The organism is Sphingopyxis sp. SE2, assembly GCF_032227185.1.
In the GTDB taxonomy this organism is placed as follows: Bacteria; Pseudomonadota; Alphaproteobacteria; order Sphingomonadales; family Sphingomonadaceae; genus Sphingopyxis.
Map to the genome: position 1 here is coordinate 2415699 of NZ_JAPMXW010000001.1, position 19170 is coordinate 2434868.

18 protein-coding genes are annotated in these 19170 nt (G+C 65.3%); 3 read left to right on the plus strand and 15 right to left on the minus strand.

The features are described from left to right. Nucleotide 1 precedes the first annotated feature (1 nt). Complete coding sequence (locus OVY29_RS11425) at nt 2–1123, plus strand: DUF1501 domain-containing protein (RefSeq protein WP_313911426.1); 1122 nt, start codon at nt 2–4, stop codon at nt 1121–1123. 25 nt (nt 1124–1148) lie between these two features. Here OVY29_RS11425 and xth read toward each other — a convergent pair whose 3' ends face one another. The 7 genes from xth to OVY29_RS11460 form a co-directional block, all read right to left on the minus strand. Beyond that, a complete protein-coding gene (gene xth, locus OVY29_RS11430; protein ID WP_037554118.1) occupies nt 1149–1919 on the minus strand; it encodes an exodeoxyribonuclease III in 771 nt (256 codons plus the stop codon). 39 nt (nt 1920–1958) lie between these two features. Next, nucleotides 1959–2300 (minus strand): iron-sulfur cluster insertion protein ErpA, encoded by a 342-nt coding sequence (gene erpA / locus OVY29_RS11435; protein WP_313911427.1) that lies wholly within the window; start codon nt 2298–2300, stop codon nt 1959–1961. A 91-nt stretch (nt 2301–2391) separates the two neighbouring features. Next, nucleotides 2392–3024, minus strand: coding sequence for a M23 family metallopeptidase (locus OVY29_RS11440; RefSeq protein ID WP_235211451.1), 633 nt, complete (start codon nt 3022–3024; stop codon nt 2392–2394). Between the two features lie 185 nt (nt 3025–3209). Continuing rightward, complete coding sequence (locus OVY29_RS11445; RefSeq protein WP_037554121.1) at nt 3210–4001, minus strand: ferritin-like domain-containing protein; 792 nt, start codon at nt 3999–4001, stop codon at nt 3210–3212. Beyond that, nucleotides 4001–4468 (minus strand): peroxiredoxin, encoded by a 468-nt coding sequence (locus OVY29_RS11450; RefSeq protein WP_313911428.1) that lies wholly within the window; start codon nt 4466–4468, stop codon nt 4001–4003. The genes OVY29_RS11445 and OVY29_RS11450 overlap by 1 nt, the downstream gene beginning before the upstream one ends. 3 nt (nt 4469–4471) lie before the next feature. Beyond that, a complete protein-coding gene (locus OVY29_RS11455) occupies nt 4472–7186 on the minus strand; it encodes a bifunctional [glutamine synthetase] adenylyltransferase/[glutamine synthetase]-adenylyl-L-tyrosine phosphorylase (RefSeq protein WP_313911429.1) in 2715 nt (904 codons plus the stop codon). Between the two features lie 52 nt (nt 7187–7238). After that, nucleotides 7239–8033 (minus strand): response regulator, encoded by a 795-nt coding sequence (locus OVY29_RS11460; protein ID WP_037556006.1) that lies wholly within the window; start codon nt 8031–8033, stop codon nt 7239–7241. 208 nt (nt 8034–8241) lie between these two features. Between OVY29_RS11460 and OVY29_RS11465 the strand changes: the two genes are divergently transcribed. After that, on the plus strand, nt 8242–8412 hold the full coding sequence (locus OVY29_RS11465; RefSeq protein WP_161786550.1) for a NepR family anti-sigma factor: 171 nt from the start codon (nt 8242–8244) through the stop codon (nt 8410–8412). Nucleotides 8413–8415: 3 nt separating this feature from the next. Here OVY29_RS11465 and tgt read toward each other — a convergent pair whose 3' ends face one another. The 3 genes from tgt to OVY29_RS11480 form a co-directional block, all read right to left on the minus strand. After that, nucleotides 8416–9540, minus strand: a complete 1125-nt coding sequence (gene tgt / locus OVY29_RS11470) for a tRNA guanosine(34) transglycosylase Tgt (protein WP_313911430.1) — start codon at nt 9538–9540, stop codon at nt 8416–8418. 117 nt (nt 9541–9657) lie between these two features. Further along, the gene (locus tag OVY29_RS11475) at nt 9658–10146 is read right to left on the minus strand and encodes a hemerythrin domain-containing protein (RefSeq protein ID WP_313911431.1); all 489 of its coding nucleotides are present in this window, start codon (nt 10144–10146) and stop codon (nt 9658–9660) included. 58 nt (nt 10147–10204) lie between these two features. Next, nucleotides 10205–12394 (minus strand): EAL domain-containing protein, encoded by a 2190-nt coding sequence (locus OVY29_RS11480; RefSeq protein ID WP_037556003.1) that lies wholly within the window; start codon nt 12392–12394, stop codon nt 10205–10207. A 217-nt stretch (nt 12395–12611) separates the two neighbouring features. Between OVY29_RS11480 and OVY29_RS11485 the strand changes: the two genes are divergently transcribed. Continuing rightward, a complete protein-coding gene (locus OVY29_RS11485; RefSeq protein WP_037556002.1) occupies nt 12612–13280 on the plus strand; it encodes a helix-turn-helix domain-containing protein in 669 nt (222 codons plus the stop codon). 58 nt (nt 13281–13338) lie between these two features. On the opposite strand, the gene OVY29_RS11490 is transcribed toward OVY29_RS11485, so the two are convergent. From OVY29_RS11490 to OVY29_RS11510, 5 genes are all read right to left on the minus strand, one after another. Continuing rightward, nucleotides 13339–13752, minus strand: coding sequence for a hypothetical protein (locus tag OVY29_RS11490; protein WP_313911432.1), 414 nt, complete (start codon nt 13750–13752; stop codon nt 13339–13341). Between the two features lie 117 nt (nt 13753–13869). Then, nucleotides 13870–14787 carry a hypothetical protein gene (locus tag OVY29_RS11495; RefSeq protein WP_313911433.1) on the minus strand — a complete coding sequence of 306 codons (918 nt, stop codon included), beginning with the start codon at nt 14785–14787 and terminating at the stop codon, nt 13870–13872. An 8-nt stretch (nt 14788–14795) separates the two neighbouring features. Further along, complete coding sequence (locus OVY29_RS11500) at nt 14796–17411, minus strand: hypothetical protein (RefSeq protein ID WP_313911434.1); 2616 nt, start codon at nt 17409–17411, stop codon at nt 14796–14798. A gap of 8 nt (nt 17412–17419) precedes the next feature. Further along, entirely contained in the window at nt 17420–18223 is an 804-nt protein-coding gene (locus tag OVY29_RS11505; RefSeq protein ID WP_313911435.1) for a molecular chaperone, read from the minus strand. A 97-nt stretch (nt 18224–18320) separates the two neighbouring features. Beyond that, a complete protein-coding gene (locus OVY29_RS11510) occupies nt 18321–19073 on the minus strand; it encodes a hypothetical protein (RefSeq protein WP_313911436.1) in 753 nt (250 codons plus the stop codon). Between the last annotated feature and the right edge of the window lie 97 nt (nt 19074–19170).

A 19170-nucleotide genomic window follows, 5' to 3' on the forward strand; every position in this document is an offset into this window, starting at 1 on the left:
GATGATCCTCTCACGCCGCTCGATCCTCCTGTCGGGAATCACCGTTGCCGCCGCGGGCGCGCTGCCCGGCTTCGCCTATGCCGCGGCGGGCACGCCGAAGCGGCTTGTCTTTGTGATCCAGCGCGGCGCCGCCGACGGGCTCGCAACCGTTGCCCCCACCGGCGATCCCGCCTTCGCCGCCGCGCGCCGCGCGATGACCGACGAAACGGCGGGCGGCGCGAAGCTCGACGGCATGTTCACATTGCACCCGTCGCTCGCGCAGACCGCGAGCCTTTACACCGGCAAGCAAGCGCATTTCGCGCATGCCGTCGCGACGGCCTATCGCGACCGGTCGCATTTCGACGGACAGAATATGCTCGAGGGCGGAGGGTCGCGCCCCTATGGCCGCGACGACGGCTGGGTCGGACGGCTGCTCACTTTGCTGCCCGCCGCCGAGCGCGACGCGATCGCCATTGCCCCCGCAGTCCCGCTCGCGCTGCGCGGGTCGGTGCAGGTCGGCACCTATGCTCCGAGCCGCCTGCCGCAGGCCGACGCCGACCTGATCGCGCGGCTGACCGCGCTATATGCCGACGACCCGCTGCTCCACCCGCTGTGGGACAGCGCGGTGAAGACGCAGGAACTCGCGAGCGACATCGGCGGCAACAACGGCCGCAACGGCGCCGAACTCGGCAAGCTCGCGGCGTCGCTGATGCTCCCCGCAGACGGTGCGCGCGTGATGATGGTCGAAACCGGCGGCTGGGACACGCACAGCGGCCAGCGAAATCGTCTCGCGGCGCAATTGCGCGGGCTCGACCAGCTGATCGGCGCGCTGCAGACGGGGCTCGGTCCCGCGTGGAACGACACGCTCGTCATCGTCGCGACCGAATTCGGCCGCACGGTCGAGGTCAATGGCACCGGCGGCACCGATCATGGCACCGCGTCGACCGCGATGCTGCTCGGCGGCGGATTGGCGGCGGGCGGCAAGGTATCGGCCGACTGGCCGGGGCTCGCTGCCGCTGCGCGATATGAGGGCCGCGACCTCAAGCCGACGCGCAGCTTGGAGCGCGTGATCGCGGGCGCGGTCGCGCATCATTATGCGCTCGACCCCAAGCGGGTGATGTCGACGCTTTACCCTGACGCGTGATGACAGCCGTTATCTCGGCTGCGCGTTAAGAAAGCACCGCCCAGGTCGGCGCATGGTCGCTCGCCTTCTCGCGGCCACGATGGTCCTTGTCGACGCCCGCGTCGACAAGCCGGTCGGCAAGCGCGGGGCTCAAGAGCAGATGATCGATGCGGAAGCCATGGTCGCGCTGCCAGCCGCCCGCCTGATAATCCCAGAAGGTCCAGACGCCGCCCGCCGGATGGCGGCTGCGGATTGCGTCGGTCCAGCCGTCGCCGAGCAGGCGGAACCAGGCGTCGCGCGAATCGGGCTGCATCAGCGCGTCGGTCGCCATCGCGCGCGGGTCCCACACATCGTCGTCGTGCGGGATGACATTATAGTCGCCGGTGAGGATCGTCGGGATTTCGGAAGCGAGCAGAAACTTCGCCCGCTCGCGCAGCCGCGCCATCCAGCGCAGCTTGTAATCGAATTTCGGCCCCGGTTGCGGATTGCCGTTGGGCAGATAGATGCACCCGACGCGCAGGCCGTGGACATCGGCTTCGAGGTAGCGCGATTGCTCGTCTTCGGCCTCGCCGGCAAGGCCGCGCTGCACCTCGACCGGCTGTGTGCCCTTGGCGAGGATCGCGACGCCGTTGAAGCCCTTTTGCCCGTGATAGAGAAAGCCGTAGCCCGCCGCCTCGATTTCCTTCGTCGGCATCGTCTCGTCGCTCGATTTCAGTTCCTGCAGGCAGGCGATATCGGGCTGCGTTTCTTCGAGCCATTCGACAAGGCGCGGCAAACGGGCCTTGATCCCGTTGATGTTAAAGGTCGCGATTTTCATCGGCTTGCTATGCCAGCAAGCACGCCGCTGTGAAAGGCGTCAGATCGAGAAGCTGGAGCCGCAACCGCAGCCTGCGGCGGCGTTGGGATTTTCGACCTTGAACGACGATCCGCCGAGCGAATCGACGAAATCGACGACGCAGCCGCGCACCAGGTCGATGCTCACGGGATCGACGACCAGCTTCACCCCGTCGGTTTCGGTGACGATGTCGTCGGCGTCGATTTCTTCGGCAAGGCCGAAGCGATAGGTGAAGCCCGAGCAGCCCCCGCCGTCGACCGCGAGACGCAGCGCGGCCTCGGCCTCGCCCTTGCGGTCGGCGATCCAACGGACGCGCGCCGCAGCGGCGGGCGAAAGGGTGATATCGGAAAGCTGCGTAGCCATGATCGCTAGATAGGAGCCTTATCCCCAAATAAAAAGGGCGCCTCGACGGTGACCCGCCTGGCGCCCCTTCCTCTCCGACCCAGGAAAGCTCTTATTCGGGACCGCCCATCGCGACATTCTTGCCCGTGATCGCGGCGATCGCCATCTGGTCCGAACGGACGAACGGCATCGGATTGACCGGTGCGCCTTCGATGCGGACTTCATAATGGAGGTGGTTGCCGGTCGAACGGCCGGTCGAACCGACGTAACCGAGGATGTCGCCCTTCTTCACCTGCTGCCCGGAGCGCACGATGTAGGAGGACATATGGCCGTAACGCGTCTGGATCGCGTTGCCATGTTCGACTTCGACATAATTGCCATAGCCGCCAAGGCGCTGGGCGCGGCCGACGATGCCGTCGGCGGTCGCATAGATCGGGGTGCCGCGCGGCGCCGGAATGTCGATGCCGTTGTGGCGCGCGACCCGGCCGGTGACGGGGTGGACGCGCATGCCATAGGACGACGAAAGCGACATCTGGTCGATCGGGCGGCGCGACGGGATCGCAACGCCGATCGAAGCGGTCAGGCCGGTGTCGAGGCGCTTCCACGCCTGAAAGATCGCGCGGGCTTCGCTGTCTTCGCTCGCCGAGGGAACGCCAGCGTCGAAGCTGTCGTCATCGGGTTCGTCGGGAGCGACAATGCCAGCGTCGGCGCTGGTTTCGGCGGCGTGGACGGCCGGGGTGGCCAATCCGAAACATGCTGCCGCGCAAATTATTGCGACTTGGTGCAACTTCTGCGCCAGAAGAGTGTTAGTCAAAACAACGACCCCGCATTTGCCATGTCGCCAAAGCCCGGAAATAGGCCTTGGCGCCGGTTTTTCTTGGTTTGGATGATTGCTCATCCCCCGCGGAAGCCTGTGTGCTGTTCCAATCCTTACGAAGCAATAACGGCGTAGAATTCTTGCGTTAAACCGGCACGCTCGCGCGCCGAGTCGTTGAACGGCGGCTTCAAACTGCCGCGAAAGCGCGATTTTACTAGGCTGTGCCACGTTTCGACGGCGTTGAATCCCATTTCGTCGCACTTTTGCCGGAACCAGACTGTGCCGGCGCTCACATGGCGAATTTCGTCCTTGTAAATACGCGATAAAATCTTCGCGGACGCCTCGTCGCCCACGCTTCGGAAGCGGTCGACCGTCGCCGGAGTGACGTCGAGCCCGCGCGCTTCGAGCACCATCGGTACGATCGCGAGGCGGGCGAGCGCATCGTCGGCGGTCGCCTGCGCCGCTTCCCACAATCCGGCGTGCGCCGGAAGCGCGCCATAATGGCTGCCGAGCTGGCGCAGCCGCCGGTCGAGCAGCGCGAAGTGCATTGCCTCGTCGGCCGCGACGCCGATCCAGTCATCGACGAAAGCGCGGGGGAACTCGCCGCCAAAGCGTCCCACCAGATCGACCGCGAGGTCGATCGCGACGAATTCGATATGCGCGAGCGCATGGAGCAGCGCGATGCGGCCGCGCTCCGACCCGCCCTTGCCGCGCTTGGGCATCTGGTTCGGTGCGCGCAGTTCGAGTTCGGCGGGCCACGCCGGCTGATCGGGCATCGCCGTGTCGCAGCGATGTTCGATCTCGCCGCGCCGCCAAGCCCGCGCCAGACCCCGCGCCGCGCGGCGCTTGTCGTGCGGATCCGCGGTCAGCAGCACCGCGCGCGCGGCTTCGCCCAGCGTCGGCATCAAAGCGCCTCGGCGGCCTCCAGCACGGCGTCGGCATGGCCCTTGACGCGCACCTTGCGCCACTCTTTCGCCAGCTTGCCGTCGCGGCCGAAGAGGAAAGTAGACCGTTCGATCCCCATGTAGGTGCGGCCGTAATTCTGCTTTTCCACCCAGGTCCCGAAGGCTTCGCACACCGCGCCATCCTCGTCCGACGCGAGGCGGACGGTCAGGCCATATTTATCGCGGAACTTGCAGAGCTTCGCCGGCGCATCGCGCGATATCGCCAGCACCTGTGCGCCCAGATGCGCGAATTCGGGCGCGAGGCGGGTGAAATCCTGCGCCTCGGTCGTGCAGCCGGGGGTGTCGGCCTTGGGATAGAAATAGACGACGAGCGGCGCGCCCTTCATCGCGGCAAGGTCGATCGCCGCGCCGTCGGCATCGAGAAGCTTCACATCGGGAATCGGGTCGCCGATCGCGGGTGCGTTCATGTCTCAAATCTCCTGCTGTGCCGGGGCGACGGGCCGAATCGAGGCCCACCAGTTCGCGATCTCCTGCCGCGCCAGATCGTGCGCGGCAAGCAGTTGCGGCCAGCCGGGCTCGCCGCACTGGCTTGCCACCAACTGCCGCGCCGCCGCCGTCGGCGGCTCGCCTTCGGGCGCCGTGAGGCGCAACATGACGAGCATGCGCGCGAGCAGGCCGTGCGCGTCGATTACCTCGAGCGGCACAAGCCCCGCCGCCTTCATGCACGCGAGCGCTGCCGCGATATTCGGATCGTGGCACTGGCCGCTCACAAGCTGGGTCACCTGCATTGCGAATTCGAGGTCGAAGAGCCCGCCCGGCCCGCCCTTGATATCGAGCGCGCCCTTGGCCGGCTTGTGCGCGGCGATCTTGTCGCGCATTTCGGCGGCGTCGGCCGCCAGCTTCGCCGGATCGCGCGGGATCGCGAGCAACGTATCGATTATGCCCTGGACCTCGCGCTTCGCCGGGTCCGAACCATAGACGGGCCGCGCGCGGAGCAGCGCCATATGCTCCCACGTCCACGCCTCCTCGCGCTGATAGCGTTCGAAGCTGTCGAGTGTCACGACGAGCGGCCCCTGCGCGCCCTGCGGCCGGAGGCGCGTGTCGACGTCGTAAAGCTTTCCGGCGGCGGTCGGCACCGACATCGCCGCAGTCAGGCGCTGCGCTAGGCGGTTGTAATAGGTGGTCGCGCCCAGCGGACGCGGCCCGTCCGATTCGGCGAGATGGTCGCCGGTGAAGAGATAGATGAGGTCGAGGTCCGACGCGTGCGTCAGCGCCCTGCCCCCGAGCCGTCCGAGCGCGAGGACGACAAGCTCGCTGTCGGCGATGCGGCCATGCGCCGCAACGAATTCGGCGACCGTCGCATCGGCGAGCACCTGCAACGCGGATTCGGCAAGTTCGGAATAGCCGCACGCGATGGCGAGCGGGTCGCTCGCCCCGGCGATCAGCTGCACGCCATAAGCGAAGCGCCGCTCACCGACGCGGTCGCGCACCCGGTCGAGCAGCCGCTCATAGTCGAGCTCGGCCAACCCCGGTGCCCATTCGCCGAGCAGGTCGCCCTTCGTCGCCGGCGCCTCGAAGGCGCGCTTGTCGATCAACCCCTCGATCAGCTCAACCCGCGCGCCAAGCGCGTCGGCCAGCGTCGGGGCGAGCGACAGGGTGCGCGTCGCGATCCGGGCGAGTTCGGGCTGCGCCGCGAGCAGGTGAAAGAAGCCCACCGCGCTCGGCAGCCCGCCGACGAGCTTGTCGAAACGTAGCAGCGTCGCTTGCGGATCGGGCGCTGCACCTAGCGCCTTGACCAGCTCGGGCAGCACCGTCTCGAGCGCAGCCTGCGCCGCCGGGCTGCGCAGCGCGCGCAGCTTGCCGCCGCGCCATTCGGCGATCGTGCGCAGCGCAGCGTCGGGCGGATCGAACCCGGCCGCCGCCAGCTCCGCCGCCAGGCCGCCCTCGTCGCGGGGAAGCCCCGTCGTCGCCGCGCGCTCGGCTACGAGGCGGTCGTAACAGTTACCGACGTCGGCGACGACGGGCTCGAGCGCCGCGAGCAGCGCCGCGCCGCCGGTCTCGCCATCGAGCCGCGCGACACAATCGAGCGCCGCCGCTTGCGTCGGCAGGCTGTGCGTCTGCTGGTCCTCGATCATCTGCAGCCGATGCTCGATACGGCGAAGCGTCGCATAATGATCTGACAATCGGTCCGCGACATCGGGCTCGATCCGCCCCGCCGCCGCGAGCGCGGCGAGCGCATCGACCGTCGCCGGCACGCGCAGCGACGGGTCGCGCCCGCCGTAGATGAGCTGGTGGACCTGCGCAAAAAATTCGATCTCGCGGATGCCGCCGCGCCCGCGCTTCACGTCGAAGCCCGGGCCGAACGCCTGCCCCTGCGCGAAATGGTCGCGGATCCGGTCGCTCATCGCGCCGATTTCCTTGAGCTGCCGGAAATCGAGGCTGCGGCGCCAGATGAAGGGCTGGATCGCCGCAAGGAAATCCTCGCCGAGCGTGCGGTCGCCGGCCGAGGCGCGGCTGCGGATAAACGCCGCCTGCTCCCACGCCAGCGCTTCGGATTCATAATAGGAGATCGCTGCGCTTTCGGGCAGCACGATCGGCGTCACCTCGGGATGCGGACGCAGGCGCAGGTCGACGCGCAGCACATGGCCGTCGGCGGTGCGCGCCGACAAAATCTCGACCATGCGCCGTGCGATCCGCACCGCCGCCTCGTCGGGGTCGTCGCGCGAACGGCGCGGCAGCGTTTCGGGGTCGAAGATCAGGATCGGGTCGATGTCCGACGAATAATTGAGTTCGTGGCTGCCGAGTTTGCCGAGTGCGATCACCGCCAGCCCGCGCGGCTCTTCGTCCGGTACGCGCTCGGCAAAGGCGGCCGCGAGCGCGGCATCGCATGCCGCATCGGCGAATTCGGACAAGAGCCGCGTCGTCGTCGCGACATCATGCTCGCCCGACAGATCGCCGAGCGCGAGCAGCAGCGCCATCCGTCCGCGCCATTGCCGCAGCGCGCGCATGATGTCGTCGTCGCCCGCCGGCGGCGGCGCGACGTCGGCGAGCGCCGCGTCGGTTCCGTCCGCGAGGAAGCGCGTCACATCATCGGGGTTGAGCTCGGCGAGCCGTGCGAGGAAAGGCGCGTTGGCTGCGAGCCGGTCAAGCGCGGACTGGCGCGCGAAAGCGTCTGGTGCGATCATCGACCGTCGCTATCGCCCGCCACCCCTGCGGTATCAACCCCTCGCCCGATATTCAGGCCGGGATCGTGCTTTCGTCGAAGAACAGCACCTGCGAGATCGCCGCGCGCAGCGTCGCGGGCTGATACGGCTTGGTGAGCAGGAAGGCGGGTTCGGGCCGATCGCCGGTGAGCAGGCGTTCGGGAAAGGCGGTGACGAAGATAACCGGCACTTTGAGGTCGGTCAGGATCTCCTGCACCGCCTCGATCCCCGAGCTGTTGTCGGCGAGCTGGATGTCGGCGAGCACGAGGCCGGGCTGGTGCTTCTGCGCCTCGTCGACCGCCTCGCGGTGCGTCGTCGCGACGGCGACCACGTCATGGCCGAGGTCGCGGACGATCATTTCGATATCCATCGCGATGATCGGTTCGTCCTCGATGATCAGGATGCGCGCGCGCGTCTGGCGATCGATCTCGTCGGTCGCTTCGGCGATCAGCGACCGCACCGCTTCGGCATCGCGGCCGATGATGCGCCCCGTGTCCTCGGCGCTGAAACCCTCGACCGCGGTGAGCAGCAGCGCCTGCCGCGCCAGCGAGGGAATGCGGCGGAGCCGCGCGTCGGCGATCGCGATGTCGGTGAGCGCGCCGGCGTCGTTCGCAGCCGCCTGTTCGGCCATCAACCCGAAATTGTCGTGCACCATCCGGTAAAGCTGGATGCGCAGGTCGGCGCCGGCATCGATCGCGCCCGGATCGGCGACCAGCGTTTCGAGCAGCCGGGCGACCAGCGCATCGCCGTTCTGTTGGCTTCCGGAAATGGACCGGCCATAACGCCGCAGATAGGGAAGATGCGGCGCAACCGACTGACCCAATGACATATTTTACCTCCTGATAGTCCTAAAAACCGGGGCGGACGCGTCCGGAAAAGGGACAAACCCCCGTGCCTCCCCGCCACCATCCGATATATTTCAACCTTTGGGAACGATTTACCGCTAAAATAGTTTCATGGCGAAGGAACAAACGCGCCATTGCTCTTTGGTGTATGCGCGGTTAGCAAAAGGCCCATGTTCAGCGGATGCTTCGATAATGTCGTCTAAAACCGGTTCGCAACGCAGCGAAGCCTCCGGAAAGGACGCGGGCAAAAAACCTTCCGCCAAGGGGCAGGACGTTAATGGCGCCCTGCGCCGCGCCTATGAATCGACCGTCGATGAGTCGATCCCCCAAAACTTGCTGGATTTGCTGAGCAAGCTCGATTGATTTTCAGCGCCGGTAGCGCGCCTCGAAGCCCTGCTGGAACGCCGCGAACGTCCCTGCGGCGATCGCATCGCGCATGCCCTGCATCAAATCCTGATAATAATGCAGATTATGCTGCGTCATCAGCATCGCGCCGAGCATCTCGCCCGAACGGACGAGGTGGTGCAGATAGGCGCGCGACCACGTCGTGCAGACGGGGCAATGACAATCGGCGTCGAGCGGCGCCTGATCCTCGGCGAATTTCGCGTTGCGGATGTTGATCGGGCCGTCCCGGGTGAACGCCTGCCCGTTGCGTCCCGAGCGTGTTGGCAGCACGCAATCGAACATGTCGACCCCGCGCGCGACCGCGCCCACAAGATCGTCGGGCTTGCCGACCCCCATCAGATAGCGCGGCTTGTCGGCGGGAAGCTGGCTCGGCGCATAGTCGAGCACGCCGAACATCGCCTCCTGCCCCTCGCCCACCGCGAGCCCGCCGATCGCATAGCCGTCGAAGCCGATGCCGGTCAGCGCCGCCGCCGAGCGCGCGCGCAGCTTTTCGTCGAGCGATCCCTGCTGGATGCCGAACAGCGCCGAACGCGCGGCATGCTCTTCGCCCGCGTCGAAGCCCGCGCGGCTGCGCGCCGCCCAGCGCATCGAGCGTTCCATGCTCGCCTCGGCGCGCTTCCTATCGACGCCGCTGGGCGGGCATTCGTCGAACGCCATCACGATGTCGCTGCCGAGCAGGCGCTGGATTTCCATCGAGCGTTCGGGGCTGAGCATGTGGCGCGAGCCGTCGAGGTGGCTCTTGAACGCGACGCCCTCCTCGCTCTGCTTGGTGAGGGCGGAGAGGCTCATCACCTGATAGCCGCCGCTGTCGGTCAGGATCGGCCGGTCCCAGCCCATGAATTTGTGGAGGCCCCCGAGCCGCGCCATGCGTTCGGCGGTCGGGCGCAGCATCAAATGATAGGTGTTGCCGAGGATGATGTCGGCGCCGGTGGCACGGACCTCGGCGGGGCGCATCGCCTTCACCGTCGCCGCGGTGCCGACGGGCATGAAGGCGGGCGTGCGAATCTCGCCGCGCTGCATGGCGATCACACCGGCGCGCGCGGCGCCGTCGGTCGCGCTGATCTGAAAAGCGAATCTGTCGGCCATGGCGCGCGCCTATGGCGGGGGAATCGTTAAAAGTCGAGGGATCCGCCCTGCTCCAATATCGTCATCCCGGCGAAGATAGAGGGAAAATAAAGTCCGCATCAGATTTTGCCCGCCGCTCTACTCCCGCACCTCTTCGCTCGACGGCTCTTCGGCGGCCGCCTTCGCCTTTTCCTTCGGCTTCTCCTTCTCGAAAATCCGGATCAACTCCTTCTTCCGCTCGTCCGAAAGCTCCTTTTCGGCCGCCGGGAACATGTCCTCCTCTTCCTCGTCGATATGGTGGAGATAGCGGTCCTTCATCGTGCGGAAGCGCGTCAGCCAGCCGCTCGACGAAAAATCCATCTCGTATAATTCGGTCAGGAAATCCTCGATCTCCTTATGTTCGGCGACGCTGTGCTGCGCTTCGTCGCGCAGGTCGGGGTTCGCGAGCATCGTGGCATAGAGCGACATTTCCTCGGACGCGGCATGCGCGGTCACTTCGACGCGGAAGGCCTCGAACAGCTCGCGCCGCTCGTCGCTGTCGCCATGCGTCGCGTCGATGCGGTCGAGCAGTTCGCGATGGCGGTCGTGATCGGCCTTCAGCCGCGCGAAGATCTTGGTCTCGGTCATATATGTCTCCGTCCATCTGGGTCGAAGACAAAACGGGGCAGACTGCGACCGGTTCCCGTCAGGCCGCTTTCCAGTCGCCCGTCGTCGTGAAGGTGGGCAGCGCCAGTCCGCTCGTCTGCTGCGCCGCCGCGGCGATCAGATAAGGCGAGACGCGGTGGCGCGTGCACAGCCCGCCATTGCCGTCGCTGACCATTGTCTGTTCGAATTCGATGCCCTGCTGATGCTTTGCGGAGCGGCGGACGGTCGCGGTGACGAGTTGTCCCTCGCCGAAATCGATCACGAAGCGCGTACCGACCGGCACGTCCAATATGCCCTCGATCAAGGCGCCGGTGGTCGACAGGTTGCGGATAACGACGGCGTAGCGGTGATTGTCGTGAATCGCGGCGACCTTGCGGAACAGCGAGACACGGTCGTTGCGCTGGCGCGCCGGACCCGACGGCTTGATCATCCACGATCCCGCCTCGGCATGCTCCATCAGTTCGGCCTGCGGCACGGGCTTGCTATAGATATAGCCCTGAACATGGCTGACGTGGAGCCCCCGGATCAGGTCGAGCTGGTCGAGCGATTCGATCCCCTCGGCGGTCGTTTCCATCTCGAGCGCCTCGGCCAGCGCGACGATCGCGGCGATGATCGCGCCATTGCGCGATCCGGGCACGGTGGCGTCGCGCACGAAGCTCTGGTCGATCTTGATCTTGTCGAACGGCGCCGATTGCAGATAGCCGAGCGAAGAATAGCCGGTGCCGAAATCGTCGAGCGCGAGGCGGACGCCGAGTTCCTTCAGCGCCTTGAACATCCGGTTCGTCTCAGCCGAATCGCCCAGAAAGACGCTTTCGGTGATCTCGAGCTCGAGGCGGTCGGGCGCAAGCCCCGTCGCGGCAAGGGCGCCCGCGACGACTTTCGGCAGGTCGGGGTTCGCGAACTGGATCGGCGACACATTGACCGCGACGCGCATCTCTCCGGGCCAGCGCGATGCGTCCTCGCAGGCCTTGCGCAGCACCCATCCGCCGAGTTGCCAGATCATATTGGCTTCCTCGGCGATCGGGATGAACAGCGCGGGCGAGATCGGCCCGCGTTCGGGATGCGTCCAGCGAATGAGCGCCTCGACCCCCGTCACCATGTTCGACTTCGACTGGACGACGGGCTGGTAGCACAGCTCCATTTCGCCGCGCGCCAACGCGTCTCGCAGATCCTCTTCGAGCACACGGCGCTGTTCGGCCGCCTGATGCAAGTCGCTCGAATAGAAAGCGAAACGGCCGCGCCCGTTGCCCTTTGCCGCATAAAGCGCGAGATCGGCGTTGCGGACGAGGTCGTCGCTGCCCTGTCCGTCGAAGGGCGCGATCGCGACGCCGACCGAGGCGCCGATGATGCAGCGGCTGCCCTCGACCGAATAGGGCTGCGACAGGCTGGCGATGATGTCGGTCGCCAGCTCGCCCAATTTGCCGCGATCCTCGATATCGGGGAGGATGATCTGGAATTCGTCGCCGCCAAGCCGGCTGACCATTTCGCGGTCGCCGACGATCTTGAGCAGTCTTTCGGCGACCTGTTTCAGCAGCGCGTCGCCCGCCGGATGGCCGAGTGTGTCGTTGACCTGCTTGAACCGGTCGAGGTCGATCAGCATGATCGCGCACGAGCGTTGCTGCTGCGCGAACGCGGCCAGGGTGGCGTCGAGCTTTTTCGAGATGTTGAAGCGGTTGGCGAGACCCGTCAGCGAGTCATAGAGCGCGAGCCGCGACGCGTCTTCGGCCGAGCGGCGCTGTTCGGTGATGTCGGTGCCGCTTCCCCGATAACCCGTGAATTTGCCCCCAGCGTCGAACTGCGGCCGGCCCGAGATCGCCCACCAGCGATCGTCGCCTTCGAACGCGCTGCGCAGCGGCAGTTCATGGAATTTCGACTGTTTGGTCAGCAGGAAGGGCAAGGTGCGCTGGCGTTCGCCCTGGCTGTCGACGGGAAGGAACAGATCGGTGAAGGCGGTGCCGAACAGCGCGCCGCCGGTTCGTCCCATCAACCGCGCCACCGAATCGGTGATATAGGTCAGCCGCCCCTTGGCATCGGTCGACCAGAACCAGCCCTGGCCGCTTTCTTCGTAATTGCGGAGCAGCAGGAGCGCGTCGTGCGTGTGCAGATTCGCTGCGGCCTCGCCGCGCTGTTTGCCGATGCGGGAGCCGAGCTTACCGAAAAAGCCTCGCTGGGCTTCGTCGGTATCCTCCTGTCCCCGGTCGCCGGAATCGATCCGCGATGGCACGTCCATCCAACAAACTCTTTATCTGATCCCCACTGCCCCGCCGCTATGCGCGGCAACAGATTGCGATAGAGTAAATATCCCAGGGTCTGCCCCAAAGCGAAACATCGAAGGAATTTGAGGGTGATCGCACCTTCCTCTCGCGCCCCGGTGACTTTCGCGCAATCCGTCCCGTTAACCTTCCTGCGAAGCCAAATGTTAATATCGGTCTCGCGATGGATTGCCCATGGCAATGACCGTCTATCTGAACGAAGTTCCGCGATCCGCGGGCAAGGGCCGGGCAGCCCGCCGGCAACTGCGACTGCCGCTGCACGGGTCGAAGGCGACGGGCGCCGAGATCGAGGCGCTGGTCCATAATATTTCGGCGACGGGAATGCTGGTCGAAAGCGGCGCGCAACTGGAAATCGGCGAGGTGATCGAGGTCAATTTGCCGCACAGCGGCAAAATGGCGACGAAGGTCATCTGGACCAGCGGCCGCCTTGCCGGATGCCAGTTCGAAATGCCGATTTCGCCTGCGACGCTGAGCGCCGCGCAACTCCGCAGCGTTACCGTCGAATCCGAACCTGATGCGGCCGAAAATCGGCCGGCATCGTCCGGCGAGAGTTTTGGAACCCGCCTGCTGCGGTTGCGCACCGCAAAGGGTTTGACGCAGGGGCAGCTTGCCGCGCGGCTGGGCGTCAGCGAACCGTCAATCTCGGCGTGGGAACTCGACAAGGCCCGGCCCAAGGCCGGTCGGGTGGAAGTGCTGGCGAATGAGCTCGGCGTCGAAATTCACGAGCTTCTCGGGCTGGAAGAGACCAAAAGCCTGCGCGATCTGGTCGCCCGGGCAAAGGAGCAGATTGCGAAGGCCGCAGGCGTCGCACCCGACAATATCAAGCTGACTATCGAGATCTAGCCGGCAGCGCGGCGACCAGGCTCGCGTAATAGCTTCGATAATTCGGGACGCACCGGCGTCAGGTCGGAATGATCCGCAATTCGAAACGATCGGTGTCGAAACCCTGTTCGCCGGGGATCGCCGCGATCGGCCGCTCCCTGACCCGCGGCCCCGTCGCGCGGCTGAGCACGGCCTGGCCCGAACCGTTGAGAATGATCTCGTCGCTTCCCGCGATGATCCGGGTGCCTTCCAGCGAGCCCGGCGCGTAATTGATCACCAGATCATAGCCGGCCGGCGCGTTGCAATATTCGCGGAAGGTTCCGAGCGACACGGCGTCGCCGCTGACGACGCCGAAACCCGTCGCCTGATGCTGCACGTTGCACTGCACCGCGACCGTCAGGCGGAGGTTGAAACCGAACGACGCCGCCATGGCGGTCGTCGGCGCCGCAACGAGCACGACACTCGCAAGGCCGAGCGAGACTTTCCTGATCATCCGTAACCTTTCCGCCGGTTGGCCGAAGCTTTGGATGATTATCTAGGCTCGCGAATCTAACATTCAGTTAAGGGGCGTCAGAAAATTGACAATGGAGGCCGTGCGAAGCAGGCCGCGTCAGCGCGCGGTCACCGAGATCGAGATGACATCGCTATACACCCCGGCGCGCCGATCCGAGGTATCGCCGATCAGGAACTGGATCGGCAACGCTTCGCGGCGCAGCCCGCCATTCGCCTGCCCGGATATCGTGCGCACCCCCGTCAGATTGACCGAGTTGCCGCCAATCGCAAGGCTGTACGGCACATACCAGTCACTCGAACCGAGCCGCAGACGGCCCGAATTGGCCGAGGTGACGTTGAGGTCATAGGAACCGGTGCTGGAGACGCGAAGCTGGAGCGGCACCGGCGCAACGCCGGGGCGCAGTTCGCCAAGGTCGACCACCGCATGTCCGTCGCTCATCGTGTAGGCGCCGGCAAGGCCGATCCGCGCAGAGGGCAGGACATTGATGCCGAGGACGAGCTGGGCGCCGCCAAGCGAACGGAAGCTGTCGTCCTGCGCCTCGATCGTCACATCCTGGGTAAAAATACCCGAATCCTTCACATCGTCGGCGTCGGCGACGAGCTTGTACAACAAGGTGCGCGACCCGCTGGCCCCCAGCGTCAGCATCCGTTGCGACGGATTGCGCTGCGTCCGCCCCGCGCGCGGCGTCACATCCTGCGTATCGGTCAGGTTGAGCAGCGCGTAGCCGATCCGCTTTCCGCTGCCCTTCGACAGGCCGAACGGCGGCTGGACGAGTTCGAACACCGGCGAGAAACGACATTCGCCCGTGCCCTCATTTACGAAAGTGATCCCGAACGTCCCCTCGGGAATGGCTCCGTCAAACGGGTCATATCCCTGAATCAACCAGCTTTGCGGCGTCGCGTTGATCCGAACAAGACATTCGGCACCGGGAACAGCGGCGCCCGGCGTCGGTGCTTGCGCATGGAGTGGCATCGTCAGCGCTGTCGCAGCGAGGAACAGGATTGGGCGCAGCATAGTGCCTCCTAATTTTTCGTACCGGGACGAACCGTACCGAGGTTCAACAGGCCATCGGTGTCCGCCGGAACCGTGAATTCGAAGCTCCGGTCGATTGTACCATTGGGGCCATAGGTTTCGACAAGATAACGGCGGCCGGGCAGCAGGTTGGTAATCGCGAAGCGTCCGATCGAATTGGTGAAGAAGGGGATTGGCTTGGGGCTTTCGCCGTCCTTGACATCGAGCATCGTCACACGCCCGCCGATCAGCGACACCGGCTTGTCGGGGGCAAGGATCAACGTGCCCATCGCGCTCGCGAACGCGTCGGTTCCGATACGCGCCGCATAGCCGCTCTTGTACGGCGGGTGGACGCGGAACACGCCCGGACCGGTGTCATAACCCGTCGGCGGATCCTCGACGTCATATTGTACCGACTGGGTGGCGTAGGAACCGAGGAAGTTGTTGACCGCCGCGCCAAGCGGGCCGCTCTTGCTGATATAATTATTCTCGGCCAGCGACTGGCCCGCGACCACGCTGCGCTTGCCAAGGTTCTTGTGCGGCGACAGCAGCATGAAACTGTCGTTGATCCGCCGCCCGATGCCGAAGCTCCCGTCGGCAAAGGCAAGCGAAGTGCCGACACGAACCGTCGTGACATTGAGGTCGGCGACGTCCGACAGATTGGGCCCGAACGTCGCGTGGCTGATCGACGCATCGAAACGATTGGCGGAATAGGTCGCATAGCCGAGAGCGCGTGCGCTGTTGTCGTCGCGCGTGACGACCCCGCCAAAGCCGACGCTGTTGAGTTGGTTCAGACCGCTCTGGTTGTAGGAAAGCTCGCCGAGATTGTCGCGGCTCTCGTACCGTGCCTCGGCCCGGCGGCGATAGTCGGGCTGGAACACGACGCCGACGTTGAAACTGACCCCGTTCCCGCGCGAGAAGGCCGACGGGAATTTGGCGTAATCGACGCCCGCGCGGATCGTCCAGCGCCGGTCGATCCGATAAAAGCCCGTCGCCGCGACGCGATAGCTGTCGCCGACGTCGCCGCGCCCCTTGAGATAGGAGGCCGATGCCGTCGCAGTCAGGCGCATGGAAAGCTGCCGCGAATATTGTCCGGTCACCGTTGCCGAGGTCGTGTTGATCCCGTCGATGTTGCCCAGATTGGCAAAGCGGGGCGACAGATAATCGGCGCGCAGCGTGAAACTGTCGGACAGTCCGTCGCGATCGATGAAATGTTCGTAGCTGACCCCGCCGGCGAAACCCGTTCCGGCCGTTTTCGAATTGCTGCCGCCGGCATCGAGCAGCAGGCGGCCGCCGTTGGGAAGGACGAACTGGGTCTGCCCTGTCAGCGTCTGGACATCCTTGCTCGCCTGAAGACCGACGCCGATCGCCGGGCGATTGAAAAAGGCCTTCCGAAAGAATCCGGAAAAAGCCACGGGCCCGCGATAGTCGGGCGCGCCGCCGAACGTCCGGCTGGTCGGACCGAAAAAGGCGCCATATTCATAATCGCCGGGATCGAGATCGATCGGGTCGAGATATTGCTGATACGACAGGTTCTGCACCGCGCCGCTGTTGTCGGTGACCTGAATATCGACATCGTTGCTGCCCGCGATCAGCGGCAGCGAACTGAAATCGTAACGGCCGGGCTGCAGCCGGACCTCGCGATAGAGCGATCCGTTGCGCATGAAACGGACGGTCGATTCGCGTTGCAGCACAAGCTGGCGATTGGCCTGCAGGATCGCCGAGCGGAAACTGTTGAAGCGGCGGCGCTGGCGCAGCACGCCGATCCCGCCCATTTCGACGAAGGATTGCTGGCCGCGAATTTCGGGGTCGAGATCGCCGAGATACCAGCGCCGGAAATCCTCGGGCTCGTCATAGACGAGGCGCGCATAGTTGCGCGTGAATTTATAGCTGTCCCCGCTCACGCCGAACTGTTGCCCCAGCTGCGCGTCGCCCTCGAAAACGAAGCGGCCGAGCCGCACGGCTCCGTCGAAGTTGATCGTCGGCGGATCGGCCTGGTCGCCCTCCCACAAATAGCTCTGGATCGCGCTGAGGTTCAGGAACGCCGAAAACCCCGCGGGCTGCAACGTCACATCGTTCGCATCTTCGCGCGGCGGCGCGAAAATATCCTTGATCGCGCGCCGTTCGGCCGACACCTCGACCACGACCACCGCCAACGTGCTGGGGTCGTACGTCAGCTGAACCCCGGTCTTGCCGAGATCGTCGGGGCCGAAATTGGGCAGCGATACGAGGTGCGAGGACAGCTCCGCATGCGCCTCTTCGTTCAGCACCGGCTGCATCAATCGCAGAAAGGTCGCCGATTCGAGCAGAAAGCGGTCGTCGGCGGTGAGCAGCATCGGGATATCGCCCAGGCTGCTGCTCTGGAATGTCAGCGGCACCGTCATTTCGATGTCGCGGTCGTAGGGATTGATATCCGGACGACCATGAGCCCCGATCGGAAGCTGAGGCATCACCGGTGTCGGGGTCGGGATCGGCGGGATCGGCGCGCCCGGCAACGGAATGGTCGTGGGCGCGCCCGGGTCTTGCGCGGGCGGCGAAGGCCGCGGGCCCTGCGGCAAGGGGATCGACACCTGCGCAGCGGCGGTGCTTGCGCACAGCGCCGACAGCGCAACCGAGCACAGGGTCAATCGGGCTTTCACTGTTTGAACGAAAGCTTGATCGGGCCGGGGCCGAAACCGGGAACGGGGACGCGGAAGACGCGCTCACCCTGGGCGGGCACATAGCCGGTACCGACCGCCTGATTGAGTTCTTCGGGCGAGATGTCGACGCGTAGCCATTTGCCGTCGGTGTCCGTGCCTTCGAGCTGCCAGCCGAAATTGGACATCATCGCATGGCGGCGGCCGTCGTTGCGCAGGGTGATTTCCACCCCGTCCTGCATCGGCGGCAGTTCCTTCGATCCCGGCGGCGCGGGGGGCTGATACATCACCTGCTTGACCGTGGTCGCCTTCACGTCGGGTTTCGCCCCGGGGGGCGCCACGACCACCAGCGCGCGCATGTTGTAGAGCACCTGCACCTGTGCCCCGATCGCGTCGGCAGCGCCGGGTTCGAAGGCGACCGGCAATTGCTCGACCGAAACATAATAGGCCTGCGATGCCGCCAATTCCGCGCCGCCGACCCATTGCAGGCGGACGACCTGACGGCCGCCGGCCGGCAGCACGCCCTGCGGCGGAAAAACCAGGAAATCCTGGTCGGCGGGGGTTTCGACGATATTCCCGTCCTTGTCGATTTCCATTCGGAAAACGCGCGTCTGGAACGCCAGATTGCCGGGGTTGATGTTCTGGACTTCGATCCGCGCCACCGCGTTGGTGCCGCGCGATTCCATTTCGACGACCATCGGCGACACGCGCATCGCCAGCGCCGGGGTGACAATCAATGCCAGCGCCGCAAACGCAGCCAACAGCGCGCGCGCATGACGCCTCATCGTCGCCAAAGCGGTCATGATCCCCATCCCCCTGTCCCGATCCGCGGACATAATCGCATCAAACCATAAAGAAAGGGGAAAGATCGCTCTTTCCCCTTTCCCTGTTCAGCTACGCTTAGAGAGCGCGAAGCGTCAGCGTGGTCGTGCCGGTATACGAACCAGCGACCAGGCCCTTGTTCGTCACGGCCGGAGCGACAATGTCGATGTCCATGTTCGAACGCCAGGCGCCCTGCTGCTTCTGGCCAGCGTTGCCGGTGGTCGGAACGTTGAGCGACTGCGGCGTGCCGGTGGTCTGCGCGTTCAGCGCAACGCCGGTCCACGAAGCGGTCACTGCGTACGGAATGTTCGCCTGGAACTCGTCGGTGTCATAACCGCCCGGGTTCGCGTTCACGAGACCACGGATGTCGTTCTTGTTGATTTCGACGACATTGTTGGTGTTGCAACCAGCGGTCAGCGTGTCGATCGCGGCAACAGCCGGGCCGACCATTTCGAACGCCGAATTGACGTTCTCGTTGTTGCCGGTGCGAACGCCGATGACACCGAAGTCGATGTTGCGGGCGTTCGAGTTGTTGCCGGCATAGAACGAGCAGTCGCGGTTGACGGTGCCGCTCAGCGTGAACACGACGTTGACCGTCGGGGTCGCGGTTTCGCTGTCGCTCGGAGCGTCAGCGAAAGCAGTGTAGCGCGTGCCGACGCCGGCCAGAATGCCGATTTCGTTCAAACCAGCGGCGATCGCGCCGCCGAAACCCGACGGGTTGGTCAGCGGCGAAACCACGCCACCCGCATAGTGAAGTTCGCTGGTCTGCGCGACGGCCGGCGTCGCGATAAGCGCGATGGCGGCGACGGTGCCGCTAAGGATCTTCTTCATAATCTTCTTCCCTCTATTATACCGCCCCGGCGCATTTGCCGATCGCGGCCTAATACCTGCACCGGTCTGGTCGGAGACCGGGAGAGCAGCGGTGCCT